At 65.9% G+C, this 25198-nt stretch carries 26 protein-coding genes; 15 read left to right on the top strand and 11 right to left on the bottom strand.

Annotated features, from left to right (window positions below; all coding sequences use genetic code 11):
* Positions 1-8: 8 nt before the first annotated feature.
* Positions 9-206: a Flp family type IVb pilin gene (locus tag L6D89_RS18880; protein ID WP_236174858.1), complete on the bottom strand. Its 198-nt coding sequence runs from the start codon at positions 204-206 to the stop codon at positions 9-11.
* 377 nt (positions 207-583) lie between these two features.
* Between L6D89_RS18880 and cpaB the strand changes: the two genes are divergently transcribed.
* From cpaB to L6D89_RS18835, 9 genes are all read left to right on the top strand, one after another.
* Positions 584-1504 (top strand): Flp pilus assembly protein CpaB, encoded by a 921-nt coding sequence (gene cpaB, locus L6D89_RS18875; protein ID WP_236174777.1) that lies wholly within the window; start codon positions 584-586, stop codon positions 1502-1504.
* Positions 1505-1519: 15 nt separating this feature from the next.
* On the top strand, positions 1520-2752 hold the full coding sequence (locus L6D89_RS18870) for a type II and III secretion system protein family protein (RefSeq protein ID WP_236174778.1): 1233 nt from the start codon (positions 1520-1522) through the stop codon (positions 2750-2752).
* A gap of 65 nt (positions 2753-2817) precedes the next feature.
* Positions 2818-4002 carry a CpaE/TadZ family protein gene (tadZ, locus tag L6D89_RS18865; protein WP_236200785.1) on the top strand — a complete coding sequence of 395 codons (1185 nt, stop codon included), beginning with the start codon at positions 2818-2820 and terminating at the stop codon, positions 4000-4002.
* A complete protein-coding gene (gene tadA, locus L6D89_RS18860; protein WP_236174780.1) occupies positions 3999-5246 on the top strand; it encodes a type 4b pilus Flp biogenesis ATPase TadA in 1248 nt (415 codons plus the stop codon). The genes tadZ and tadA overlap by 4 nt, the downstream gene beginning before the upstream one ends.
* Positions 5243-6130, top strand: coding sequence for a type II secretion system F family protein (locus L6D89_RS18855; RefSeq protein ID WP_236174781.1), 888 nt, complete (start codon positions 5243-5245; stop codon positions 6128-6130). Before tadA ends, L6D89_RS18855 begins: the two co-directional genes overlap by 4 nt.
* A gap of 10 nt (positions 6131-6140) precedes the next feature.
* Entirely contained in the window at positions 6141-7049 is a 909-nt protein-coding gene (locus L6D89_RS18850) for a type II secretion system F family protein (RefSeq protein ID WP_236200784.1), read from the top strand.
* On the top strand, positions 7046-7843 hold the full coding sequence (locus tag L6D89_RS18845; RefSeq protein ID WP_236200783.1) for a tetratricopeptide repeat protein: 798 nt from the start codon (positions 7046-7048) through the stop codon (positions 7841-7843). Before L6D89_RS18850 ends, L6D89_RS18845 begins: the two co-directional genes overlap by 4 nt.
* Before the next feature lie 19 nt (positions 7844-7862).
* Positions 7863-8141, top strand: coding sequence for a DUF3613 domain-containing protein (locus tag L6D89_RS18840; protein ID WP_236174784.1), 279 nt, complete (start codon positions 7863-7865; stop codon positions 8139-8141).
* An 18-nt stretch (positions 8142-8159) separates the two neighbouring features.
* Entirely contained in the window at positions 8160-9908 is a 1749-nt protein-coding gene (locus L6D89_RS18835; protein WP_236200782.1) for a pilus assembly protein TadG-related protein, read from the top strand.
* Between the two features lie 35 nt (positions 9909-9943).
* Here L6D89_RS18835 and L6D89_RS18830 read toward each other — a convergent pair whose 3' ends face one another.
* Positions 9944-10777, bottom strand: coding sequence for a response regulator transcription factor (locus L6D89_RS18830; protein ID WP_236200781.1), 834 nt, complete (start codon positions 10775-10777; stop codon positions 9944-9946).
* A 150-nt stretch (positions 10778-10927) separates the two neighbouring features.
* Positions 10928-11407, bottom strand: a complete 480-nt coding sequence (locus tag L6D89_RS18825; RefSeq protein ID WP_276574812.1) for a prepilin peptidase — start codon at positions 11405-11407, stop codon at positions 10928-10930.
* A 271-nt stretch (positions 11408-11678) separates the two neighbouring features.
* Here L6D89_RS18825 and L6D89_RS18820 point away from each other — a divergent pair, with 271 nt between their 5' ends.
* Both L6D89_RS18820 and L6D89_RS18815 read left to right on the top strand, forming a co-directional pair.
* Positions 11679-12146, top strand: coding sequence for a TadE/TadG family type IV pilus assembly protein (locus tag L6D89_RS18820; protein WP_236200780.1), 468 nt, complete (start codon positions 11679-11681; stop codon positions 12144-12146).
* 8 nt (positions 12147-12154) lie between these two features.
* Positions 12155-14935, top strand: coding sequence for a PAS domain-containing sensor histidine kinase (locus tag L6D89_RS18815; protein WP_236200779.1), 2781 nt, complete (start codon positions 12155-12157; stop codon positions 14933-14935).
* Between the two features lie 60 nt (positions 14936-14995).
* On the opposite strand, the gene L6D89_RS18810 is transcribed toward L6D89_RS18815, so the two are convergent.
* The 3 genes from L6D89_RS18810 to L6D89_RS18800 all read right to left on the bottom strand — a co-directional run bounded on the left by L6D89_RS18810 (position 14996) and on the right by L6D89_RS18800 (position 18285).
* Complete coding sequence (locus L6D89_RS18810; protein WP_236174789.1) at positions 14996-16468, bottom strand: inorganic phosphate transporter; 1473 nt, start codon at positions 16466-16468, stop codon at positions 14996-14998.
* Positions 16469-16754: 286 nt separating this feature from the next.
* On the bottom strand, positions 16755-16970 hold the full coding sequence (locus tag L6D89_RS18805; RefSeq protein ID WP_236174790.1) for a hypothetical protein: 216 nt from the start codon (positions 16968-16970) through the stop codon (positions 16755-16757).
* 238 nt (positions 16971-17208) lie between these two features.
* On the bottom strand, positions 17209-18285 hold the full coding sequence (locus L6D89_RS18800; protein ID WP_236200778.1) for a sigma-54 interaction domain-containing protein: 1077 nt from the start codon (positions 18283-18285) through the stop codon (positions 17209-17211).
* A 224-nt stretch (positions 18286-18509) separates the two neighbouring features.
* Here L6D89_RS18800 and L6D89_RS18795 point away from each other — a divergent pair, with 224 nt between their 5' ends.
* Positions 18510-18818, top strand: a complete 309-nt coding sequence (locus L6D89_RS18795; RefSeq protein WP_236174792.1) for a PsiF family protein — start codon at positions 18510-18512, stop codon at positions 18816-18818.
* 250 nt (positions 18819-19068) lie between these two features.
* Here L6D89_RS18795 and L6D89_RS32625 read toward each other — a convergent pair whose 3' ends face one another.
* The 3 genes from L6D89_RS32625 to dmeF all read right to left on the bottom strand — a co-directional run bounded on the left by L6D89_RS32625 (position 19069) and on the right by dmeF (position 21257).
* Entirely contained in the window at positions 19069-19203 is a 135-nt protein-coding gene (locus tag L6D89_RS32625; protein WP_017519380.1) for a hypothetical protein, read from the bottom strand.
* A gap of 78 nt (positions 19204-19281) precedes the next feature.
* Positions 19282-20211, bottom strand: coding sequence for a pseudouridine synthase (locus L6D89_RS18790; RefSeq protein ID WP_236200777.1), 930 nt, complete (start codon positions 20209-20211; stop codon positions 19282-19284).
* Positions 20212-20309: 98 nt separating this feature from the next.
* Entirely contained in the window at positions 20310-21257 is a 948-nt protein-coding gene (gene dmeF / locus L6D89_RS18785) for a CDF family Co(II)/Ni(II) efflux transporter DmeF (protein ID WP_236200776.1), read from the bottom strand.
* A 60-nt stretch (positions 21258-21317) separates the two neighbouring features.
* On the opposite strand from dmeF, the gene L6D89_RS18780 reads away from it, so the two are divergent.
* Complete coding sequence (locus tag L6D89_RS18780; protein WP_024764116.1) at positions 21318-21593, top strand: metal/formaldehyde-sensitive transcriptional repressor; 276 nt, start codon at positions 21318-21320, stop codon at positions 21591-21593.
* Between the two features lie 12 nt (positions 21594-21605).
* Here L6D89_RS18780 and L6D89_RS18775 read toward each other — a convergent pair whose 3' ends face one another.
* Positions 21606-21836 carry a DUF2789 domain-containing protein gene (locus L6D89_RS18775; RefSeq protein WP_236174795.1) on the bottom strand — a complete coding sequence of 77 codons (231 nt, stop codon included), beginning with the start codon at positions 21834-21836 and terminating at the stop codon, positions 21606-21608.
* A gap of 170 nt (positions 21837-22006) precedes the next feature.
* Here L6D89_RS18775 and L6D89_RS18770 point away from each other — a divergent pair, with 170 nt between their 5' ends.
* Positions 22007-23209 (top strand): MFS transporter, encoded by a 1203-nt coding sequence (locus L6D89_RS18770; protein WP_236174796.1) that lies wholly within the window; start codon positions 22007-22009, stop codon positions 23207-23209.
* Between the two features lie 99 nt (positions 23210-23308).
* Here the strand turns inward: L6D89_RS18770 and L6D89_RS18765 are convergent, their stop codons facing one another.
* Complete coding sequence (locus L6D89_RS18765; protein ID WP_236200775.1) at positions 23309-23926, bottom strand: glutathione S-transferase family protein; 618 nt, start codon at positions 23924-23926, stop codon at positions 23309-23311.
* Between the two features lie 128 nt (positions 23927-24054).
* Here L6D89_RS18765 and L6D89_RS18760 point away from each other — a divergent pair, with 128 nt between their 5' ends.
* Positions 24055-24945 carry a LysR substrate-binding domain-containing protein gene (locus tag L6D89_RS18760; protein ID WP_236200774.1) on the top strand — a complete coding sequence of 297 codons (891 nt, stop codon included), beginning with the start codon at positions 24055-24057 and terminating at the stop codon, positions 24943-24945.
* The last annotated feature ends 253 nt before the right edge of the window (positions 24946-25198 follow it).

The raw sequence follows: 25198 nt of genomic DNA, 5'->3' as shown, positions 1-25198 counted from the left end.
GCGGAAACTTATTTGACGGCTTTAGCCACTTCATCCTGGATGCTGGTCATGATCGTGCCCAGATCACCACCGATTACGCTGGCCCCCGCGATTACCACCACCGAGATCAATCCAGCGATAACCGCATATTCGATCGCGGTTGCCCCTTCCTTGTCGGCGGCGAATGCCTTGGCTGCGCAGTACAGCTTCAGGGACAGGTTCTTGATTTTCAGGTCCATGGCGGGTGCTCCCTCGAATACCACCGGGGCGGCGCCCCGACTTCATCGTCAGGCTAGGCGTCGTATGGCCGAATGCAATTGTTCAAATAGCGCTAATACCAAAGTTATAGCTATCTCGGCATATAAGTAATTGCATGGCGTAAATTTAACGGGCGTGGTTGACGCTATAAACACAGCTACTAGATTCAGCCTTGGAACAAACAGAGTCTGATTATGAGGAATGATTCTTATCGAACTTCCTCGACTGGCCGAAACAACAATAAAGGTCTGAAGGACAAGCATCGGCGATACCGGTGACGGAACTTCTTACGCTAAGGCCGTGGACTTCCGGGTCCGCATTCCCGACATCGCCCAAGGATGTGCTCATGAATAGCAAGGTGCTGATGGTGTTCGCCGGGCTGTTGTTGGTATGTGCCGGCGTGGTGGGGTATCTCGGGCTCAAGGTCGGCAAGCCCGCCGCTCCCGTCGCCGGAGTGGTGCAGGAGGTTGCACCGGCAGCGCTGGCGGAGGCCGATAAGCTGCAACGCACCGCCGTGGTGGTGGCGGCCCGCGACCTGCCGGCCCTGGCGGTGATCGGCAAGGACGATCTCACGGTCGAGATGCTGCATACCGCTCCCGCCGGCAGCTTTCCCAAGCCCGAGGCGCTGATCGGCCAACGCGTCTGGGTCGCCGTTCCGGCGGGCAACATCCTCACTTCCGCGGTGACCGAGCCGGGTGGCCCCCTGGCTCGCACCATCCGGCCGGACGAACGCGCCATGGCGATTGCCGTCGACGAGGTCATCGGCGGCGGCGGCTTCGTGCTGCCCGGCGACTATGTCGACGTCATGCTCTTCGTCCAGGACCAGCAGAGCAGCGAACGCAGCCTCAGCGCCCAGGTAGTGCTGCCGGGCGTGCGGGTGCTGACCTATGGCGAACAGATCGCCGTTTCTGCCGATGGCCAGGCGCGCAACGCCGGCGACCCCAAGGACAAGACCCCCAAGCCGCCGCGCACCGCCGTGCTGGCAGTGCCTGCCGAGTCGGCCGCGCGCCTGATGCTCGCCAGCCAGGCCGGCTCCCTGCGCCTGGCCGTGCGTAGCAAGGACGAGAATCTCTACGAGAAGGAGCAGCAAGGGCGTTATATCCAGGCCTCGCTCGGTGCCTCCAGCAGTCAGTCGATCACCCTCGACCAACTGATCGGCAAGCCGCGGCAGCCTCAGGCTCCCGCCGTGCGCCAGGTCTCCGCTCCGCAGGTCGACGCCGGTGTGGTGGTCTACCGCGGTACCGCCGTTACCCGTGAAGCACATTGAGCAAGGAGTGCATCGATGTCCAAGCGCTTCATCCTTCCCCTGGTCGCCATGCTGGCCTGTGCCGTTCACTCCGCGGCGCAGGCTGTGCCGAGTGCCTGCGCCGGCTTCGCTGACCAGCAACTGAACCTCGACGTCGAGCAGGGCGCGCAGCGCGACCAGCAACTACCGGTGCCGATCAAGCGCCTGGCCATCGGGGATCCGAACATTGCCGACGTGCAGGTGCTGGACAAGCGTGACTTCCTCATCACCGGCAAGGCCGAGGGCCTGACCAGCCTGCTGATCTGGACCAGTTGCAGCGACCAGCCGATACGCACCGTGGTGCGTGTCGGCGGGCGTGCGGTTGGCGATGTCGCTGGCGTTGCCGGCGTCGCTGCCGGCAGCCTGCCCAACCAGGTGCAGACCGATATCCGCTTCGTCGAAGTCAGCCGCAGCAAGCTCAAGCAGGCCAGCACATCGCTGGTGCGGCGCGGCTCCAACACCTTCGTGCTGGGCTCGCCAGGCAGCCTGGGCAACATGACGGTCGACCCCGTGGGTAACCTGGATGGCACCTTCGGCAATGCCAACGGTGGTTTCAACATCATCTGGGGTGGCGGCAGCAGCAAGTGGCTGGGCTTCATCAACGCCCTCGAAGGCAGCGGCTTCGCCTACACCCTGGCGCGGCCCAGCCTGGTTGCCACCAGCGGGCAGAGCGCTTCGTTCCTGGCCGGTGGCGAGTTCCCGATTCCGGTGCCCAATGGCGACAAGGACACCATCACCATCGAGTACAAGGAGTTCGGCGTGCGCCTGACCCTGACCCCGACGGTGATGAACGACAAGCGCATCGCCCTCAAGGTCGCACCGGAAGTCAGCGAACTGGACTTCTCCAGCGGCATCCGCACCAACGACATCGCCGTGCCCGCGCTGACCGTGCGGCGCACCGACACCAGCGTGATGCTGGCCGACGGCGAGAGTTTCGTGATCAGCGGGCTGATCAGCAGCAGCACCATCAGCAACGTCGACAAGTTCCCCTTCCTCGGCAGCATCCCGGTCATCGGCGCACTGTTCCGCTCCTCCAGCCTGGACAAGGACGACCGCGAGCTGCTGATGATCGTCACGCCCCACCTGGTCCAGCCGCTGGCGGCCAATGCCGCGTTGCCGAAGCTGCCGGGCGAGGGACTGCGCGACTACGACCCTGGGTTCGGCGAGTTCTACTTCCTCGAGGACGGTCGCTTCGACAAGCGCAAGGCCAGCAGCGGGATGTCGCACTGATGGATACCTACGAAGCGCTGACCCGCCAGAGAGCGGGAGGCAAGGCAAAGGAAGGGAGCACGGGCATGAGTCAGACTTTCGTGGCGCTGGTCCAGCATCCCGGCGAGCAGGAGTGGTTGCAGAGCAGCCTGGCCGGCTGCGGGCAGGTGGTGCTGGCCAACAGCGGGACCCTGGAAGAGCTGCTGTCGCTGCTCGACGTCACCGGCGCGACGGTGCTCTTCACCAGCCTGAACAAGGCCAACCTGGTGTCCCAGGGCTCGCTGATCGAGGGCCTGGTCTCCGCGCGGCCGCTGCTTTCGGTCGTGGCCGTCGGTGATGGCCTGGACAACCAGCTGGTGCTGGCCGCCATGCGCGCCGGCGCCAGGGACTTCGTCACCTACGGTGCCCGCGCCAGTGAGCTGAGCGGGCTGGTCCGCCGCCTCGGTGGACGCCTGCCGACGGTGCCGGTGAGCGCCACCCAGCAGGGCGAGCTGATCAGCCTGATCAGCGCCCGGCCCGATGCCGACGGCGCCTTCGTCGCGCTGCACCTGGCCCTGGCGCTGCAACGCCAGCCGGAGCATCGCGTGCTGCTGGTGGATATCGGCCAGCCCACCGGCGAAGCGCTGGCGATTCTCGGCATGGAGCCGGCCTTCACCTTCGCCGATGCGCTGCGCAACCTGAGGCGCCTGGACCAGACCCTGATCGACAGCGCCTTCACCCGTCACGAATCCGGCCTGCGCGTGCTCAGCCTGTCGGACGAGCCCGGCGTGCTGGAACGCATCACCACCGCCGAGCTGTACCTGCTGCTGGGCAACCTGCGCAGCGCGTTCAGCCACATCCTGATCAACCTCACCGGCGTCGCCGAAGGCGATCTCAGCGGGCAATTACTGATGCAGGCCAGTCGCGTGCTGTGGCTGGTGGACCAGAGCGTGCCGTCCTGCAAGAAGGGACTGGAGCGCCTGCGCCGCCTGCGCGAGCGCACGCCGACGCTGCCGCGTATCGAGCTGCTGATCGAGCGCTACTGGCCCTCGGTGCCGCCCGATGCGCCGGCGCTGGGCAAGATGTTCGGCCTGGAGCTGTTCGGCATCCTGCCGGCTTCGCCGGAAGCCCGCCTGCGCGCCAAGAACGTCGGCCAGAGCCTGTTCGACCTGGCCCCGCGTGACCCGCTGACGGTCAAGCTGCGTGACCTGGCCGAAGCGCTGGGCGCGGGCGTGGCCGAGAAGCGCGGGCTGTTCGGCTGGATCGGCCGCACCAAGGCCGTGCGCTCATGAGCCAGCACTACGGCGGGGGCCACGGTCGCCACGACCAGGACCTGCAGACGCTGAAAATGCGCCTGCACCGCTACATCATCGACGAGATCGACGAAGACGGCATGAACCTGCTGGAGGGCGCGCGGCCCGCGGTAGCGCAGTACGTCTCGGAGAAGGTCTGCGAGTACGCCTCGCGCCGCCAGCTGGCGATCTCCCGCTACGAACTCGACCGCCTCGCCGAAGAGGTGGTGGACGAACTGACCGGTTTCGGCCCGCTGGAAATCCTCCTGCGCGATCCGGGTATCTCGGAAATCCTGGTCAACGGCCCGGACCGGGTGTTCATCGAGCACGAAGGCCGGCTGTACCAGAGCGATCTGCGCTTCATCGACGATCACCACGTACAGCGCGTGATCCAGCGCATCCTCGCGCCCCTGGGGCGGCGCCTGGACGAATCCAGCCCGATGGTGGATGCGCGCCTGCCCGACGGCAGCCGGGTCAACGCGATCATCCCGCCGGTGGCGCTGGACGGGCCTTGCCTGTCGATCCGCAAGTTCAGCAAGGAACTGCTCAAGAGCGCCGACCTGCTGGCCTACCAGAGCGTCGACGAGGCCATGCTGGCATTCCTCCGCCAGGCCGTGGCGAGCCGCTGCAATATCCTCATCAGCGGCGGTACCGGCACCGGCAAGACCACGCTGCTCAACGTGATGAGCAGCTTCATCGACGAGCGCGAGCGCATCGTCACCATCGAGGACACCGCCGAGCTGCAACTGGGCCACGACCACGTGGTGCGCCTGGAAACCCGTCCGCCGAACGCGGAAGGCTTCGGCGAAGTCACCGCCCGTGACCTGATCCGCAACGCCCTGCGGATGCGCCCGGACCGCATCATCCTCGGCGAGATCCGTGGCGTCGAAGTGCTCGACGTGCTGCAGGCGATGAACACCGGCCACGACGGTTCGATGAGCACCGTGCATGCCAACTCGGCCATGGATTCGCTGCTGCGCCTGGAAATGCTGGTGGGGCTCACCGGCCAGCGCGTGCCGGAGCAGACCCTGCGGCAGATGCTCTGCTCGGCGCTGGACATCATCGTGCAGATCACTCGCCTGTCCAACGGCCGCCGCTGCGTCAGCGAGATTCTCGAGGTGCTGGAGGTGCGTGATGGCGTCTACGTCACCAATTCCCTGTTCAGCCTCGACCGGCGCGGCAGCGGGCAGTTCGTCCGCACTGCCCAGCCGGGCGGCCTGAAGTTCCGCCAGGTGTTGCTGTGAGCGGCGCGCTCTGGCTGGTCGTGGTCAGCCTGGCGCTGGCGGCGCTGGGTGTGCTGCTGGCGGGGATGAGCTGGCGGGCGCGGCACCATGAAGTGGTGATGCGCCGCCTGAGCGGGGAGAGTGTGGTCAGCGGCGGCGGTCGCGCCCGCAGCAGCCACTGGCTGGCCCGGCGCATGCGCCGAGCCGGCATCGGCGAGATGCGCCACTGGGTGCTGGGAGCGGTGGTGGTCTGCATCCTGCTGGCGCTGTTCGGGCAGCGCCTGGGCGGCCCGGTCGGGGCACTCTGCGGTGTCGGACTGGGCGTGCTGGGCTTCCATGGCTTGCTCAACCTGCTGTACCGCCGGCGCCTGCAGAAAATGATCCGGCAGATGCCCAATTTTCTCGACCAGGTAGTGCGCAGCCTGCACTCGGGGCGCACCCTGGGCGACGCCATCACCCAGGCGGTGAATGGCGCCGACGACCCGCTGCGGGAAATCTTCTCGCTGGTGAACAACCACGTGCTGCTGGGCATCAGCCTGCCCGAGGCGCTGCAGGAAGTGGCCGAGCTCTACGACGTGGAAGAACTGCACGTGCTCTCCCTCGGCGTGGCGGTGAACCATCGCTACGGCGGCAACACCACCGACCTGCTGGAAAACATCATCAAGGTCATCCACGAGCGCGAGAAGCTCGGCCGCCAGTTGCGCGCGATGACCGGCGAAACGCGCATGAGCGCCCTGGTCCTGGCCTTGCTGCCGATCAGCCTGGGCGGCTACATCCTGTTCAGCAATCCGGGCTACCTGATGAACATGTGGCACGACCATGGCGGCCGCCTGATGCTGCTGACTTCCCTGGGGTTGCAGGTGCTGGGGTGCTACACGCTCTGGCGCATGCTCAAGAGCATCTGAGGAGGCCGGCATGCCCCTGATGTACGGATTGATGGCAGTGATCCTGGCCCTGGCGGCGATCCTCCTGCTGCTCTCGCAGAGCCGCGCCGCCAGCCGCGAGCAGCGCCTGATCGAGCAGCGCCTGGGCAGTGACGCGTTGCCGCGCGGTGCCGGCCAGCGCGTGGCGCAGGCATTCGACCGGATGAGCGACAGCGGCCTGGGCCGGCGCCTGCAACTGCGCGACGAGGAAGTCCGGCTGCTGCTCAACCAGGCAGGCTGGTCCGGCAGCACGCCGCGCAGTATCTACCTGATGTCGATCTTCCTGGTGCCGGTGCTGTTCGTGACCATCGTGCTGGTGATCCTTGCCACCCCCGGGCATGCGCACACCTCGCCGCTGTTGCCGTTGTCCTTCGCCGCCGGCATCGGCTTCCTGCTGCCCAAGCGTGTGCTGGCCTACTTTGCCGGTCGGCGCCGGCAGCGCCTGGCCGACGAGGTGATCCTGTTCATCCAGCTGATCCGCATCCTCTTCGACTCCGGCCTCACCGTGGAGCAGAGCCTGCGCGTGGTCTGCCGCGAGGGGCGGAGCATCGTGCCGGTGCTGGTGGAAGAGCTGGACGGCGTGCTGGCCCATGCCGAGAGCGGCCTGGACCTGGCTGACGAGCTGGAACTGCTGAGCAAGCGCCTGGCGGTGGGGGAGTTGAGCGACTGCTGCAACGTGCTGCGCCAGATGGTGCGCCAGGGCGGCAGCGCGCGCGGGTCGCTGCTCACCCTCAAGCAACTGTTCGAGGACCGGCGCCTGACCGGCCTGCAGGAAAAGGTCAGCAAGATGTCGGCGAAGATGAGCCTGGTGATGATGACGCTGCTGTTTCCGGCATTGCTGATCATCCTTGCCGGGCCCGGTTTCCTCGCGATTACCAAGGCCCTGGGGAGAATGGGATGAGAAACGCCTGCTTGATCGGCCTGCTCGGCATGATGCTCGGCGGCTGCGCCAACTTCGACACCCTCGGCGGGCCGAGCGTCGGGCAGAACTGCGACGAGAAGCTCGGCCAGGCGGTGGAGCTGCAGCTCAACCTGGCCCGCGAGATGCTCGACAACGGCCGTGCCCATGCGGCCCTGGCCAACCTGGAAACCCTGCCGCCCAACTCGCTGGAAGTGCGCGAAAGCAAGGCGCTGGCCCTGCGCCGGATTGGCGACCCGAAGGCGCGGATGGTCTACGAGGGGCTGCTGGGGACCTGCAAGTCCGCCGAGGCACACCACGGCCTGGGGCAGATCGCCATGCGCGCCGGCAATACCGTTGAGGCCGAGCGCGAACTGCGTGAGGCGGCGCGCCTGCAGCCCACCGACAGTGCCCTGCGCAACGACCTGGGCTATGTCCTGCTGCGCCGCGGTGATCTGGAGAAGGCGCGCTTCGAGTTCATCACCGCCATGGAACTGAACGAGCACGACAAGCTGCCGGCCACCAACCTGCTCAGTGTCATGTTCATCCAGGGCGAGAACAGCGAGGCCGGCCGGCTGATCCAGAGTGTCGGGCTGTCTGCCGACCAGGTGCGCGCCGCCCAGGACCAGGCCAGGGACCTGCGCCCGGCAGGCCCCGCCAGCCCCGCCAGCCAACCGGCGGTGCAGGCCGAAAGCGTGAGCTATGTGGACGAGCCGGCAGAGGACGCGCATCCGGCCCTGGTCGAGTCGACGCCTGCGGTAGCGCGTGACGCCAAGCTGCTGGTCAAGGCCCGCTGAGGCGGGCAGGGAGGACGGGATGAAGACATGGATTCTGGCTGCTGCGCTGCTGGCTTCGCCGATGCTGGCCGAAGCCGTCGACAACACCCGCACGGAGGCCGGCACCACGGCTCGCGACCAGCAGGAAGTGCTGACCTGGCTGGAACTGCAGAGCAGCGGCCAGGCGGCCTCCAGTAACCGGCAGAGCGCCACACCGGCCGAGCGCGACCGCGCCTACCAGCGCTACCTGAAGAGCTATACCCGCGAGATTCCCGAGTATCTGCTCGACGACAACGGCTTCAGCACTGACAAGAAATGATCCCTTCCGGAGGCTGCCATGGGACGTGAACGGCAGCGAGGCGCAATCGGTGTCATGGCGGTGGGAACGCTGCTGCTGGCGCTGATCTGCCTGGCCCTGGTGGTCGACACCGGGCGCCTGTACTTCGAACAGCGCAAGTTGCAGCGCGTGGCCGACATGGCGGCGCTGGAGGCGGCGACGCAGAGTGGCATGTGCGGCACCCAGCAGGCGGCGGCGATCCAGGGGCTGGTAGTGGCCAGCGCGGCGAAGAATGGTTTTGTCCCGGCCGCCGGTGACACGCTCACCGGACAACTGGGCAGCGTGCTGCTGGATGCCGGCAACGGTGCGCCACAGTCGCGGCGGATCTTCAGCCCGGGAGGCGCTTTCGCTGACTCGGTGCAGGTGGAGGTTTCCCACAAGGTACCCTCCAGCCTGATCCTCAACGTGGCCAGCCTCTTCACCCAGGCACCCGCGCAAACCGAGCTGGTGGCGCACGCTGTTGCACGGCGCAGCGCAATTGGCGCGCTGTCCGCGGGCAGCGGCCTGCTGAACCTGGATACCAGCCGCTCGGCGCTGCTCAATGGGCTGCTCGGCTCGCTGCTGGGCATCACGCTCAATCTCGATGTCGCCAGCTACAACGGCATCGCCGGCGCCAACCTCTCTCTGCGTGACCTTGCCTCCCAGTTGAACCTGAGTGTCGGCACGGTCCAGGAGTTGCTCAACACCAACGTCGGCGTGGCGCAGTTGCTCGGTGCCGCCGTCAGGGCGGTCAGCGCTTCCGGAACGGCAGGGGTGAACACCGCGCTGCTCGGCAACGCGCTGGCGACGGTCAAGGTGCCCACGACCAACATCAGCCTGGCGTCGATCCTCAGCGTCGCCACGCCCAGCGCGCTGCCCGATACCGCACTGGACTCCAAGGTGAACCTGCTCGACCTGCTGATGGCCACGGCGATGGCGGCGAACCAGGCAACGGCGGTGACCGTCCCCGCCCTGAGCCTGACGGTGCCTGGCGTCACCAACCTGGGGGTGAGCCTCTACATCATCCAGCCGCCGCAGGTCGCCATCGGCTTTCCGGGCAAGAACACCGATGGCTCCTGGCGCACCGATGCCAAGCCGGCGCAGGTGCGGGTATCTCTGAAAGCTACGGCGAACCTGCTGGGTATCGCTAATACGACAATCAACCTGAGCCTCAAGGCGATCAGTGGCCACGCCGCGCTGGAGAGCATTCAGTGCGCGGGCATCGGCCAGCCTGCCAGCGCCACGGTGCAGGCTTCGGCCAGTCTGGCGACAGTGGAGAACCTCAGCTTCGTCACCAACCTGCTGCCCTCGGCGACGGCCAGCCTGGCGTCGATCAGCATTGCGCCCAAGCCGGGCGTGGTGCCGGCGATGATCGACCTGGGCAGCAACGCCGATCAGCAACTGACGTTCATCGTCGCCAGCCGCAATGACCTGCCCAGCGCCGTGCAGCGCATCACCACCCCGGTGGGTAACGCCCTGGCCAAGGGCCTGAGCAACATCGGCCACAACCTGGATATCCAGGTCGCGCTGGCGCCCTGCAACAACATTCTCGGTTGCCTGGTGGGGGATATTCTCGGCGGGCTGCTCAACGGCCTGTTCAAGACCGTAACGGCGCTGATCGGCGGGCTGGCCGATGCGCTGGCGCCGATCCTCGCTTCACTGGGCTCACTGGTACTCGACCCGTTGCTCAGCCTGCTGGGGATTCAACTGGGTACGCTGGATGTCCGCCTCATCGATCTGCAGACGCAATCGATCGAGATGCTCATCTGACGGCGCGGGCGCCCCGCAAGCGGGGCGCCCGGCACTCAGTGCACCGCGCTGCTCTGCGCGGCGGAAGGGGAGATGGCGAGGGCGAGCTGGGTGCGGTTGTGCATGTGCATCAGCCGCAGCACCTGGGAGACATAGAGCTTCACGGTGTTCTCGGTGATGCCCAGGTCGTAGGCGATCTGGTAGTTGGTCAGCCCTTTGCTCACCAGGCGCGCCACCGCCTGCTGGCGCGGCGAAAGCTTGTTGAACAGCGGGTTGTTGACCACCGGTGTCATCTGCTCCGCGTTGCTCGGCGCGCCGCTGGTGGCCGGCTCGGGCTGTTCCTGCTTGAGCGCGCCACTGCTGGCCGGCTGGCCGCTGCCATGGACCTCGTACTTGATCTTGTGGATATCCCGCGAGATCGAGTTGAGCGATTCGGCAAGGTACTCCAGGCGCTGGTTCACATGGCTCAGGCTGAGCTGGCTGCGGATGCGTTCGTGCAGGCGGGCTTCCAGGCGCTCCAGGCCCTTGAGCAGGTCCATCGGCGCCACCGGCTTCTGATAGTAATCGGCGACACCCACGCGCATGGCCTCGATCACTTCCTGGCTGCCCTGCTGGCCGGTGAGGATGATGGTCTCGAAGAACCGCGTCGAGCCGGCCAGGTCCTTGAGCGCCTCGACCACGCGGATGCCATTGTCGCGACCCAGGCCCAGGTCGCAGATCACCAGGCCGATCGAGGTGTCATCGCGGAATTTCTGCAGGGCGCTGTCCTTGCTGTCGCTGATTACGCAGCGGTAGCCGCTGTTCTCCAGCAACTCGGAAAGCTCGCTGGTGACTTGAGGCTCGTCATCGATGACCAGCACGCTGAAACGGCGATTGGCCGTTTTGTCCATGACTGCACGCTCCTTGAAAGAATACTTCCATTGTTTTTATCGTCCGGCTGTTCAATAACCGCAGCCGAATCGTCCCATCAGGCGATAGGTGGTATTAACCCTTAGCATATAGTCGTTAAGTTTGGATTCTGCCAATTGTCGGATTCAATTTTAATGGACGAACGACAGGGTCGTCAGAAGACCGGCGAATAGCGCAAAGATGAAGGGGAATGACTTGAACTTTGACGGTCGCAGACGGGCTAATTGCGATTTGCAATTAACCGGTACTTTGTCCGAATCAATCAAAAGTTTGCTGGCGAACATCAGCCCCACGCAGAACAGGCACGCCAGCGCCAGGGTGTACAGCAGCGTCAGCGGATCACTGGCCAGGGCCAGGGCGACCAGCAGTTTCACATCGGCTGCACCCAGCTTCCCCAGCCAGTAGCCCGGCACCGTGAGCAGCGCTGCGAGCAGCGCCGCCACTGCTGCGGCAACTGGCGTGAAGCCGGTCAGCGTATGCCCCTCGAGCATCAGGAACAGCAGGGCCGCCAGCGCCCCGCCGAGGGTCAGCCAGTTGCTCACACGCAACCGTGTGAGGTCCTGATAGGCACACACCGCGAACCAGCCCAGCAGGCAGAGTTTGAACAGCATCGAGCGTTTCCTTGTCTCGTTCGGCGAATTCGAAGCGCTGTGTGGAGTTTTAAGGTATCGACTATTCCAGCGCTATATTGCAATTCAAGCCAGAAGCAATCGAATTTGGCTCGTAACGTTACTCTGCTCAGCAGGAGGGCGAATTCAGCAAGAGCGCCTAGTATTGCTCGGTAGTGGAATTTATCCGACGGCGAGTATCTTCAGTAAAGTTTTGCCGCGCCGATAAGTTGAACGATCATTCAAGCTGGAAGTTGGCCTGGGAGTATTGCGCATGAACGGAGTCGGCGGGCGTGGCGGGCAGCGAGGCGCGATGGCCATCGAGTTTGCCGGCGTATTCGTGCTGTTCTTCGCGGTGCTCTACGGCCTGCTCGGCTATTGCGTGCCGCTGCTGATGCTGCAGTCGTTCAACGATGCCGCGGCGGCCGGCGCGCGTCTTGCCGTTTCGGTGAACCCGCAGGTGCCGAACTACAACGCTGCCTTGAAGTCCGCCGTGGACCGGGCGGTGACGCAGCGCCTGAGCTGGATGCCGGCAAGCTGGCGCAACGGCTGTTACAACGGCGAGTTCATGGCGACGCCGGTGACAGAAACGGTCTCGGGTCGCCAGTACACGCGCATCCAGGTGTGCGTCAGCTATCCCTACGCCACCAAGCCCATCGTGCCGCTGCTGACGCTGCCGGGAATCGGCACGGTGCCGCGCCTGCCTGATGTGCTCAGCGGCACCGCCAGCGTCCTGCTCTGAGGCTCTGGATGTTTGATTTCTGGCGATCAAGGTCGCGCGGCCAGCAGGAGCTGATCGACAACCCGCTACCCAGTCGGCCCCTGGCGGCTCGCCGGCGCCCGGCGTTGCCGCTGGAGGAGCTGGCCGAACCGCTGCCGAGCGGCCACTGGGACCTCTGGCTGGAGCTCGATAGCCGCGATCGGGTGATTGCCCGTGGCGGCAGCCAGGCCCACCGGCTCCTGCCACCGGTGCCGGGCAATGGTGATCTGCCGGGGCTGGGCGATTACCTGGACCGCCGCATCCCTGGCGGCATGCAGGTCTCCAGCCTGCGCGGCGGCGAGCGCCTCGACCTGGTGCTGCGCAGCACCGGCGACCTGCCGCTGGTCTGCCGTTTTCAGGCCGTCCTGCAGGCCAACGAGCATTGCCTGCTGCTCGGCACGGATATCTCCGACCTGAACTGGCAGTCCGACAGTCAGCAGCACAAGCTGCAGTGCCTGAACCTCAGCAAATTGCTCCTCGCCCGCCTGCGGCACAGCTCGCAGCGCCGCCTCGGCGAGGCTGTCAGCGAAGTGCTGGAAGCCTTCTGCAGCAACTTCCACATGCGCAGCATGGCCCTGCTGCTGGAAGCCCCGGACCAGAGCCTGCGGGTCTTCGCCTGCTACGTGCAGCCCGGCTTCGACAGCCTGCTGCGGGAAAACCTGGCGGTACCCGGCGACGAGCTGCGGGCGGCCAGCGGCGCCTGCCTGCTGGGGGCGGACGACAGCCCATCGGAGTTGCTCCGGTCGCTGTGCTGCGACCTTCTCTACCTGATCCCGGCGCCGGTGCGCGGTGGACGCCTGGCCGGGCTGCTGGCCGAACCGATGGAGCATGGCGGCAGCTGGCCGGGACTGTCGCCGAGCGATTGGCAGTACCTGGCAGAGATCCTCACCAACCTGGTTCACGAACGCACCGAACTGCACAGCCTGCGTGACAGCAGCCGGCGCCTGAACCTGCTGCAGGAGATGGTCGGCGGTGGCTGGTGGCGGTTGCGCGTCGACGACGGGCTGTTCGAACTGTCGCCAGCGGTGGCGGCGAGCCTGGGGTTGCCCGCCGGGCAACTGCAGCTGGCGCTGGCTGACCTGCTGAGCCAATTGCACCCGGCTGATGCCGATGAGCTGAGTTTGCGCCTGCGCAACCTGCAGCCAGGCGGGCGGCTGGTCCAGGACCTGCGTTTGCGCGAAGCCGCCTCTACCCAGACGCGCCGCTGGCTACGCCTGCAGGGCCGGCGGCAGGCCCGCGCCGGCGACCAGCTGATGGACGGCGTGCTGCTGGATATCAGCGAGGGCAAGTTGCAGGAAGAACAGGCGCTGGCTGCCCACGCGCGGTTGCGCAACCTGATCGATAGCGCGCCAGTGGTGATCTATGTGCAGCGGGTGGAGGAGGGGCACCTGATCCCCGAGTTCTACAGCGAGAGCGCCGGCAACCTGTTCGGCCTCGACCTGCTCGGGCAGAACTGGCAGGCGCTGGCCGAGCGGGTGCATCCCGAGGACCTGGAAACCTTTCTCGACCGCGGCCGCGAGCTGTTGCGCGAAGGCCGCGTGCGCACCGAGTACCGCCTGCGCGACAGCGCCGGCGAGTGGCACTGGCTGTACGACGAGGCCAAGCTGCTGCGCGATATCCAGGGCATTCCACAGGAGGCTGTCGGCCTCTGGCTGGACGTCACCGAGCAGCGCCTCGCGGCAATGCAGATCGCCGAGAGCGAAGAGCGCTATCGGGTGCTGGTGGAGGATTCGCCGGCGTTGATCTGTCGCTACGATCCAGACCTGCAACTGACCTTCATCAACCACACCTTCGCCCAGGTGCTGGGTGAACCGGTGGAGGCGCTGCGTGGCCGCAGGCTTGACGAGTGGCTGTCGGAGCAGGATTGCAGTGCCTTGCGCGCGCGCCTGGTGGGCGGCGGCAAGAGCACGGCGGACGACTCCTGGGAGCTGCGATTCTGTCTTTCCGGCCAACGCAACCTCTGGCTGATCTGGTCGGAGCGGCCATTGCAGGACGCCGAAGGGCGGCTGGTCGAGGTGCAGGCCGTAGGCCGCGACAACACCGCCGTACGTCACGCCCAGCAGCAACTGGCCCAGGGCGCGAAGATGGCCAGCCTGGGCGAGATGGTCAGCGGCATGGCCCACGAGATGAAACAGCCGCTGCACGTCATGCGCATGTCTCTCTACAACGCCCGGCAGAAGCTCGGCGAACCGGAATACCTGAAGGAGAAGCTGGAGCGCGCCGACGCGCAGATCGACCGGCTCTCGCGGGTGATCAGCCACATGGGGGTGTTCAGCCGCAAGTCGGAGCTGGAAGCCGCGCCCTTCGACCCCTACGACGCCTGTGAAGGCGCCGTTGCGTTGCTCGGCGAAAGCCTGACGCAGCAAGGCATCAGCCTGGAGTGCCGGCCACCGGCGCAACGCGTGGTGGTGCGTGGCTATGCCGACCAGTTGGAGCAGGTGCTGATCAACCTGCTGGCCAACGCCCGTGATGCGCTGCTCGGGCGTGCGGACGAGGGCGCGCGCTGGGTTGGTGTGTCGCAGGAACCCTGCACCGACACTGGCTGGGTGGAATTGCACGTGCGCGACAACGCCGGTGGCATCGACCCGGCGGTGATCGAGCGGATTTTCGAGGCTTTCTTCACCACCAAGCCCGTCGGCAAGGGAACGGGGCTTGGGCTGTCGGTGAGCCACGACCTGATCCGCAACATGGGCGGCAGCCTGTCGGTGGACAACTTCCGCGGCGGCGCCCGTTTCGTCATCCGCCTGCCGCGGCAGACGGTCAACCTTTGAGCACCCGGAAATGAAAAACGCCTGCGGATGCAGGCGTTTTTCGTGGTGCGCGACGCGGGCTCAGCCGATGAAGCGCGAGGACAGCCAGAACAGGCCGGCGGCCAGCGCGATCGACACCGGCAGGGTCAGTACCCAGGCCATGAGGATGTTGCGGATGGTGCTGCCTTGCAGGCCGCTGCGGTTCGCCACCATGGTGCCCGCCACGCCAGAGGATAGAACGTGCGTCGTGGACACCGGCAAGCTGTAGATGTTGGCCATGCCGATGGCGGCGGTTGCGGTGAGCTGGGCGGCAATGCCCTGGGCGTAGGTCATGCCCTGCTTGCCGATCTTCTCGCCGACGGTCAGCACCACGCGCTTCCAGCCGACCATGGTGCCGATACCCAGGGCCAGGGCCACCGCGATGATCACCCAGAAGGGCGCGTACTCGGTGGTGCTGGTCAGGTCCTTGCGCAGCTTCTCCAGGTCCGCCTTCTCGCGCGATGGCAGCTCGGACAGCTTGCCGACCTTCTTCGCGGTGTCGTCCAGGCAGAGCAGGTAGCGGCGTACCTGGACGCGCTCGTCGTCGTTCAGTTCGGTGTAGCTGGAAACGCCGTGCAGGTCGCTCAGCAGGCCCTTGAGGGTCGCTTCGGTCTGCTTCGGTTCGCAGCGGTACAGGTCCGGCAGGTCCGCTTCACCGGCCTTGCCCAGGGCGAGCATCTCGCCAAGGGTGTCGGAGTGGCGGTTGTAGAACTGTTGCAGGTGGATGGCGGCGTCGCGGGTGCGCTCGATCTGGTAGGTGGTGCTGTTCAGGTCGAGGACGAACTTCGCCGGGACGATGCCGATCAGCACCAGCATGATCAGGCCGATGCCCTTCTGGCCGTCGTTGGAGCCGTGCACGAAGCTCACGGTCATGGCCGAGATCACCAGCACCAGGCGGTTCCAGAACGGCGGGTGCTTCTTCTCGTCGACGTCGCGGCGGGTTTCCGGCGTCTTGTGCATCTTCGACAGCGGATACAGCCACTTCAGGCCGATCAGCAGGGCGCCGGCGACCAGGAAGCCGGCCAGCGGCGAGAAGATCAGCGACAGGCCGATGTCGATGGCCTTGCCCCAGTTGATCCCGTCGGCCACCGGTACGCCGTTGATCAGTGCATTCGCCAGGCCCACGCCGAGGATCGAGCCGATCAGGGTGTGCGAGCTGGACGCCGGGATGCCGAAGTACCAGGTACCCAGGTTCCAGGTGATGGCGGCGGCGAGCAGCGAGAACACCATGGCCAGACCATGGCCGGTGTTCACATTGATCAGCAGTTCCACCGGCAGCAGGTGGACGATCGCGTAGGCGACACCGACGCCGCCGAGCAACACGCCCAGGAAGTTGAAGATGCCGGAGAGGATCACCGCGCGGTACGGGGACATGGCCTTGGTGTAGATGACCGTGGCCACCGCGTTGGCGGTGTCGTGGAAGCCGTTGATGAACTCGAACGCCAGGACGAATGTGAGTGCCAGCACCAGGCTGATACCCACCCAGAGATCGAGTCCGCTGAAAAGATCGAACATGAAAATTCTATGACCGGTCGGAGACGGGGCGGCGATTATGCCAGAAGCTTTGAGCACCGTATTTAGCCTGAAACGGTTTCTCCAATTTGCGCGACGCCTCGTCGCACGGCGCTTTCAGGCAAGGTGGAAAAAGTTTGCAATGCTTCCACGCGGGCCGCCGGCCCATCGGATGAGTGTTTGCAGGCCAACCGGCGGGCTCCCCCACGGAGCGCCGCTCGTCCATCGCCCGCGGACTTCCCTGGGTGGATTCAGGGGCAGTCTTCAGGCCTGGAGCCGTACCTGCGATTTAAAGGGAAGCGGCTTCCTGATCCTTTTTCAGTCGTTCTTCTTCGATTCTTTCCAGTTCCCGGTCGAAGGCCTTGTCCTGCACGCTGGGGCGCTTGCGCCAGGGCTTTCTTTCCGGTTCGGGCTGGGCGGCATAAAGCTTCACTTCGCCGCCCTGTTCATCCTTGAAACGTTGCTCCTGGCGCTCCAGTTCCGCGCGCAGTTCGTCTTTGGTCACGGTGGTTCCTGATGACAAGAAGCTGATGAAAAAACTGATGACTCGAAGCCGATGACGATGGGTCGTGCACTGGCGATCAACGTCGCGCCGGGACGTCGTACTGGCAGTGTAGACGCTCAGATTGCACTGGCGTGCCGGCGGAAAAAACGGCGCGGATTATAACCTTTCGCAGGGGGAGGCCGGGCGGGGATCACCGACGGACGGTTTCGGCCCACGGCTGGCGCGGGCTGAACCGACCTCAGCCGGTGCGGCTGAGGTTCAGTTCACCGATCTTTTCCAGGCGCGCGCGGACGATGTTGCGGCTGATACCCAGCAGACGGCCGGTCTGCAACTGGTTGCCGTGGCAGAAGTGGTAGGCGGTGCGGAACAGCACTTCCTCGACGTGCTCGTAGAGGTCGGGCTTGTTGCTTTCGAACAGTTCCAGCAACGCCTGCTCCAGGGTGGCCTCGACCCTGGGAGCCAGGGCGTGGGGGAAGGCCTCGTGGCGCAGGGCTTCGTAGCGCGGCGCCGACGGCAGCTCGGCCAGTTGCAGGTCGCCCGGCTGCACCTGCTGGTTGCGGCAGACCAGCAGGGCATGGTGGATGGCGTTCTCCAGCTCGCGGATGTTCCCCGGCCAGGTGTGGCCGAGCAGCTTGCGCTCGGCTTCGGGACTCAGGGACGCGCGGTTGTAGCCCAGGCGCTGGCAGTGCTCCTCGAGGAAGAATTCGGCCAGCGGCAGGATGTCACCAGGGCGTTCGCGCAGCGGGGGCAGGCGGATCGTGGCGACGTGCAGGCGGTAGAACAGGTCCTCGCGAAAGTGCCCGGCGACCACGGCGTCGGCCAGATTGACGTTGGTCGCGGCGACCACGCGGACATTGATCGGCACCGGTGTGCGCGAGCCCAGGCGGACGACTTCGCGCTCCTGCAGCACGCGCAGCAATTTCACCTGCATGTTCAGCGGCAGGTCGCCGATTTCGTCAAGGAACAGCGTGCCGCCGTTGGCCGACTCGAACCAGCCCGCCTTGCTGCTGGTGGCGCCGGTGTAGGCGCCTTTCTCGTGGCCGAACAGCTCGCTCTCCACCAGCGTCTCGGAAAAGGCGCCGCAGTTGACCGCCACGAAAGGCGCGCCGCTGCGGCGGCTGAGCTTGTGGATATGCCGCGCGACCAGCTCCTTGCCGGTGCCGGTCTCGCCGATGATCAGCGCATTGGCTTCGCTGGGCGCCAGGCGTTCGATGCGGTTGAGCAGCTCCTGCGAGCGCGGGTCCTTGAACACCAGCACCGTGGCGCGGACCGACTTGGTTTGCTCGCGGGCATTGGGAAGGGTCAACAGCGACATGGTGGGTTCCTGGCGTACCGAAGGGGTGGCAGCGCCATACTGCGGCATTTTTGTTATTTCAAAAAATTATCAATTAGAATTTATATATAACCATTTTAAATTTCTGCGCCGCAAAAGGCGTCACGGAGCTGGCGCCGCGAACTGAGCTGCCGCGTTACAGGCCTCGCGAATGCTGGGCTGCGAGCTACGCTCAGAGTGGCAATTCCATCCTGGGAGACCACTCCATGACCACCGTTCGGATTCCGCTGCTCGTCCTGGCCCTGCTCTTTTCGGCGCAAGGCTTTGCTGCCACCGCCGCGCAGACCGCGCAGCAGGAGAAGATGAAGTCCTGTAACGCCGATGCCACCGCCAAGACGCTGAAAGGCGATGAGCGCAAGGCGTACATGAGCACTTGCCTGAAGGCTGGCGGCGGCGACGCCAAGAAGATGACCCCGCAGCAGGAGAAGATGAAGTCCTGCAATGCCGATGCAACCACCAAGGCGCTCAAGGGCGATGAACGCAAGGCGTTCATGAGCACCTGTCTGAAGAAGTAAGGATGGAACGCGGCAGGGCCGCGTGGGGTACGAAAAGGGCAGCCGTGGCTGCCCTTTTTTTGTTTGTGGCCGGTTCGCGAGCAAGCTCGCTCCTACAGGGGGGGACCTTGGCAAGCCCCTGGTAGGAGCGAGCTTGCTCGCGAACCTGACCGGGCCTACAACCCGGAAAAAACCAGCCAGGCGGTGGCCAGTGCGTAGAGGACGATCACCGCATCCATGCGCAGCGCAGGCGGGAGTCGCCGCACGAGGTTCATTTCTTCGCCACCGCGGACCAGAAGCCCTGGGCATTGCGGAAGGGCTGGCGGGCCATCTGTTCGGGACGGGTGATGCCGTCGGCACGCAGGGCGTTGACGAGGGCGGAAAAGGACTTGGCGCTGTAGCTCATGTTCGGCTCCCGATGCTTTCTCTCCTTGGGGTGGAGCTATGAAAACACCCGGGCCACCATCGACGGAAATGGATCGCCTTAAGGGTGACCATCGATGAAATTGATGGAAGGCCAGGAGAGCTCCAGCTGGCTCCTGAAATGCCGCGCCTCGCCGGTGAGCGGATCGCGGAACGCCAGCTGCCGGGCCAGCAGCTTCAGCGGCTTGTCGAAGTCCTCCGGCGGGCGTTCGCCGCGCGGCGGCAGGGTCGGATAGAGCGGGTCGAAGCACAGCGCCGCGCCCAGCCCCGACATGTGCACGCGCAACTGGTGGCGCTTGCCGGAAACCGGGTGCAATCCATAGCGCCACAGGTCGCCGCGGCGCTCGAGCACTTCGATGCGCGTTTCGCTGTTGGGCGTGCCGTCCACTTCCTGCATGCGGATGAAGGGGTCGCCCTCGACCATTCGCGAACGATGCACAAGGGGAAACTCCCGCTCCGGCAGCGCCGGCGCGATGGCTTCGTACATCTTGTCGATGCGCCGTTCGCGGAACAGCGCCTGGTAGGCATCGCGGTTGTCCGGGTTGGCGGAGAACAGCACCAGCCCGGCGGTGAGCCGGTCGATGCGGTGCAGCGGCACCAACTGCGGGTTGTCCAGGCGCCTGGCGAGGCGGGCGAGGAGGGTCTCCTCGACGTACTGGCCCGCGGGCGTCACCGGCAGGAAGTGCGGCTTGTCTGCCACCACCAGGTGTTCGTCGGCATACAGGATGCTTTCCTGGAAGGGGATCGGTGCTTCCTGCGGCACCTCGCGGAAGTAATGGATGCGCAGCGCTTCGCGATACGCATGCTCGGGGCCGATGGGTTGGCCGTCGTTGTCCAGCACCTTGCCGCGCGCCATGCGGTCCAGCCAGGTGTCGCGGCTGATCGCCGGGAAGCGCGCGCACAGGCAATCGAGCACCGTCGTCCAGGGGCCGGCGGGCAGGTGCAGGATGCTGGCGCGTTGCTGGGCAGTGGAGAAGCGGGAGCTGGACATGCGGGCAGGCGATCGCGGTTCGACAGGCTGCGCATTAGGCCGCAGCGGCGTGGCGGTCGTCAAAGCCGCCACGACTTCCGGTCTTTCCAGGGCTGCTCTCAGGCGGGGATCGGGTTGATCTCCACCGTGATGTGCGCGAGTTCCTCGTGCACTTGCAGGCGCTGGCGCACCAGTTCGGGCGTCAGCTCGCCGCTGCTGGCGAGGCTGAGGATGCAGGCGTAGCGCGACTTGCCGACTCGCCACAGGTGCAGGTCGGTGATCCGCGCCGGTTGCGGCAGCGCGGCGACCACCTCGCGGATTTCCTCCACCACCGGGTCGTTCATCTCCGCGTCCAGCAACACCCGGCCGCTCTGCCTGAGCAGGCCGACCGACCAGACGGCCACCAGCACGGCGCCGATCATGCCCATCAGCGGGTCGAGCCAGGCGGCGCCCCAGATCAGGCCGCCGATCAGGGCGATGATCGCGGCCACCGAGGTGGCGGCATCGGCCAGCACGTGCAGGTAGGCGGCGCGCAGGTTCAGGTCGTGGCCATGGTCGTGGCCGTGGTGGTGAGCGTGGTCATGCCCGTGCTCATGGCCATGGTGATGGTGCTCGCCGCGCAGCAGCCAGGCACAGGCCAGGTTCACCAGCAGGCCGATCACCGCGATGACGATGGCCTGCTGGTAATGGATCGGTGAAGGCGAGAGCAGCCGCGCCACGGACTCGAACATCATCAGCGCCGCCACGCCCAGCAGCAGGATGGCGCTGGTGTAGCTGGCGAGAATCTCGATCTTGAAGGTGCCGAAGGCGAAGCGCGCGTCGCCCTTGAAGCGCCGCGCCGCCACGTAGGCGAAGAAGGCCAGCCCCAGTGCCAGGGCATGGGAACTCATGTGCCAGCCGTCCGCCAGCAGCGCCATGGAGTTGAAGATCCAGCCGCCGGCAATCTCCACCACCATCATCACAACCGTCAGCAGCGCGGCGCGCAGGGTGTTGCGTTCGGCCAGGGGATTGCCTTCGTGGAACTGGTGGTCGTGGCGACCGTCTTGCGGGTGGGCGGCGTGCTGCATGATGATGGTCCGTAGATTCAGTCTGGATACTATACCCCAGTATACATTTGGAGTTTGAGCGTGGGACATACCATCAAGGACCAGAAGAAGCTGTTGACCCGGGTGCGGCGCATCAAGGGCCAGAGCGAGGCGCTGGAACGGGCGCTGGAGGCGGGCAGCGAATGCGCGGCGATCCTGCAGCAGATAGCTGCCATCCGCGGCGCAGTGAACGGCCTGATGGCCGAGGTGCTCGAAGGCCACCTGCGCGACCACCTGGGGGCCGAGGACCGCACCGCCGCGCAGCGCCACGAAGACCTGGAGCAGGTCATGGGCGTGCTGCGCTCCTATCTCAAGTGAGGTAGCGGCGGATCAGTCGGACAGCCGCACCGCCAGTTCGTCGGCTTCTTCGGTCCAGTCCGAGTCCTGCTGCAGCGCCTCGCGCAGGAATTGCGCCTGGGCGGCGTTCCAGAATGGCGCGTCCGGCAGTTTCTGGCCTTCGGCGAGGCGGTGGCTGCCGAGAAAGGCGTCGATCTCCTGGCGCCCGTCGGGCAGCCCCAGTTGCTTGAACAGGGCGCCCAGGCTGTGCTGGCTGGTATCCATGACGATCTCCTTGCTGCAGGTGGAGCGCACCGCTACGGCGCGCGGCAATGGAACAACTATAGGAGCCGCGGGCGGCAAGCAAGGTTCGGATTGGCAATCGCGACGGAAATAGATAGCCTGCTTTCAATCTGTCCCGCCACTCGTACTGCTACCCACCGTCAGGCCCGTCCATGAGCTCGTCCGAGCAGCGAACTGCCTCCGTCACCCTGCGCATTCTCGCCACCGTCGTCTTCACCTTTGTCCTGTTCCTGAGCATCGGCCTGCTGCTGCCGGTGTTGCCCGGCTTCGTCCACGAAGAGCTGGGCTACTCCACCGTAGTCGCCGGCGTGGTCATCGGCCTGCAGTACATCGCCACGCTGCTGTCGCGGCCGCTGGCGGGCTACCTGGCCGATACCTACGGGGCCAAGCGCGCCGTGCTGTATGGCCTGGGCGTGCTGGGGATGGGCGGAGTGCTGGTGCTGGCGTCTACCAGTGTCGATTCCGTGGCCTGGCTGAGCCTGGCGCTGTTGCTCGGCAGCCGCCTGCTGTTCGGCCTGGCGCAGGGGCTGCTGGGGATCGGCACGGCGAGCTGGGGCATTGCGCTGGTGGGTACGCAGAATACCGCCAGGGTGATTTCCTGGAACGGCATCGTCAGCTACGGCGGAATCGCCATCGGTGCGCCGCTGGGGGTGACCATGTCGGCATCGCTGGGCCTGTGGAGCCTGGGCGTGAGCATCCTGCTGCTGACCGCGCTGGGCTGGCTGGCGGCCCGAGGACGGGCCGAGGTGCCGACCATCGCCGGCACGCGCATGGCCTTCCACGCAGTGCTCGGCCGGGTACTGCCCTACGGGATGTGCGTGATGCTCGGCTCCATCGGTTTCGGCACTCTGGCAACCTTCATCACCCTGTATTACGGCAGCCAGGGCTGGGCGAATCCGGCCTGGTGCCTGACCGCCTTCGGGGTCTGTTTCGTCGGTGCGCGGCTGATCTTTTCCGGCACGGTCAATCGCTTCGGCGGCTTTGCCGTGGCGGTGGTCTGCCTGGCGGTGGAGGTTTTCGGCCTGCTGCTGCTCTGGCAGGCGCCGGGGCCAGGCTTCGCGCTGCTGGGGGCGGCGCTCACCGGCTGCGGCCTGTCGCTGGTCTATCCGTCGCTGGGGGTCGAGGCGGTGCTGCGTATCCCGGCCAGCAGCCGCAGCGCGGGGCTGGGCGCCTACGCGCTGTTCTTCGACCTGGCGATGGGCGTTGCCGGGCCGTTGATGGGGCTGGTCGCCGCCCGCCACGGTTACCCTTCGATCTTCCTGGCGGCAGCCGGGCTGGCGCTCTGCGGCTTCGTCATCTGCTTCGGCCTGTTGCGCTTCACCCGGCAGCGGCATGAGGAGCTGCCCAAGGACTGAGCCTCAGAGAACGTAGGAGCGGCCTTTGTCCGCGATAGCTCACAGGCGCGCAGGGAACCCATCGCGGAGGGAGTCCGCTCCTATGCCCGTGCCAGGGGGTCAGACCGGCGGGAACGCCTTGAACACCTCCAGCGCTTCAGCCTGCTGCGCCCAGTCGGCTACCGCCGGGTAGCTGTCTGCCGGGATGTCTTCCGAGTGCAGCAGCTGCACGAAGGTCCAGGCCACCGCGATGCTCAGCCCGGCCTGGTCCAGCGGTGCGGCAGCATCCAGCGACAGTTCGCGCAGTTCGCTCTCCAGTTGCGCCAGGGCGGCGTGCAACTGCTGGTCGACCCTTTCCTGCCAACTGGCGAGCTGCCTGTCCTGTGGCCGCTGCTGTTCGTAGTAACGCTGCACCGCCTTCTCCATGACCGCCAGGGCGAGGCCCAGCAGGCGCGTGGCGCGCACCCGCGCGGCCGGCTCGGTGGGCATCAGGCTACGCCCGGCAAGGTGTTCGAAGCAATCGATGATCAGAGTCGAGTCCATCAGCACCTGGCCATCGCCCATGACCAGGGTCGGCGCCTTCACCACCGGGTTGATGCCGCGGAATTCCTCGTAGGTGCGGAACACCGACAGCGACTGGTGGCTGAACTCGATGCCAAGCAGGCGCAGGGTGATGGCGACCCGGCGCACGTAGGGCGAGTCGAGCATGCCGATCAGGTGCGGAAGCTTCTGTTGCATGGGCACATCCTGTTAGTGGAAATTGCATGGTGGCTGGCGCGGTCCTCCGCGCGATGGCCATGAATCTAGCGGCTTTGACCGTTGGGTAATAGCGACGATTAGTGACCGATTCGGTTAGGAAAACTTACATGAGCGCATTGCCTCCGCTCGCCGCCCTGCGCAGTTTCGAGGCCGTTGCCCGGCTCGGCAGCGTGACCCTCGCCGCCAACGAACTGCACGTCACCCACTCGGCCATCAGCCAGCAGGTGCGCCAGTTGGAGGGCTTGCTGGGGATCACCCTGCTGCAGCGCGAAGGCCGCGGCTTGCGCCTGAGCGAAGAGGGCCGCCTGTATGCCCTGCAGATTCGCGGCGCGCTACGCGATATTGCCGAAGCGACCCGCCTGGCGAAGGCACGTCCGGGCGAGGATGAGCTGGTGGTGGCGCTGACTCCGTCGTTCGGCCAGAAGTGGTTGCTGCCGCGCCTGCCGGCGTTCCGCGCGAGTTATCCACAGTACCGCCTGCGCCTGCTGGCCAGCCTGGAGGTCATGGACCTGCGCCAGGGCCTGGCCGACGTGGCAATCCGCATTGGCCAGGGGCATTGGGAGGGGCTCGCGCAGGAGTACCTGTTCGAGGACGAAGTGGTGGTCGTTGCCGCGCCGGATTTCAACGGCGGCCAGTTGCCTCGCACCCCCGAGGAAATCCTGCGCTGCCCGCGTATCACCGGCTTCGAATCCTGGCTGGGCTGGTGCCAGGCGGCAGGGGTGACGGTACCCCAGGAGCCGGCGGAGTTCGTGGTCAACGACTCCAACCTGAGCATCGAAGCCGTGCGCATGGGGCAGGGAATCGGCCTCGAGCGGCGCAGCCTGGTGGCCGGCGCGCTGGAAAGCGGCGAACTGGTGGCTCTGAGCGACCTGCGCGTGCCCTATGGCTTCCCCTATTGGCTGGTCTGGCCGGAGCGCGAGTCGACCCAGGCCAAGGTGGCGGCCTTTGCCGAGTGGCTGGGCGCTGAGGTCGAGGGTTATCTGAGCGCCATTGCCTGAGGTGGGCATAAGGTGGGAGCAACTGTCTTTTCCTGGGGAGTCCGGACCAATGCATCCCCCTCACCCCAGCCAGGGTCAGGGTGAGGGCCGACCCGAGCGCAGAACTTTCACGTAGGAGCGGACTCTGTCCGCGATCGATTTCCGACCGCTCGGTGCTGGCCGGTGGCACATCGCGGACAGAGTCCGCCCCTGCAAAAAGGCCGCTCGGGCGTGCGCAAGTAGTCACCAGATCCGAACGATGCGGGGCCGGCGT

Origin of the sequence: Pseudomonas pseudonitroreducens (genome assembly GCF_021603645.1) — a bacterium.
Taxonomy (GTDB): Bacteria; Pseudomonadota; Gammaproteobacteria; order Pseudomonadales; family Pseudomonadaceae; genus Pseudomonas; species Pseudomonas pseudonitroreducens.
The sequence above is the reverse complement of the archived record's forward strand: the minus strand, read 5'-3'. Positions and strand labels throughout refer to the sequence as shown.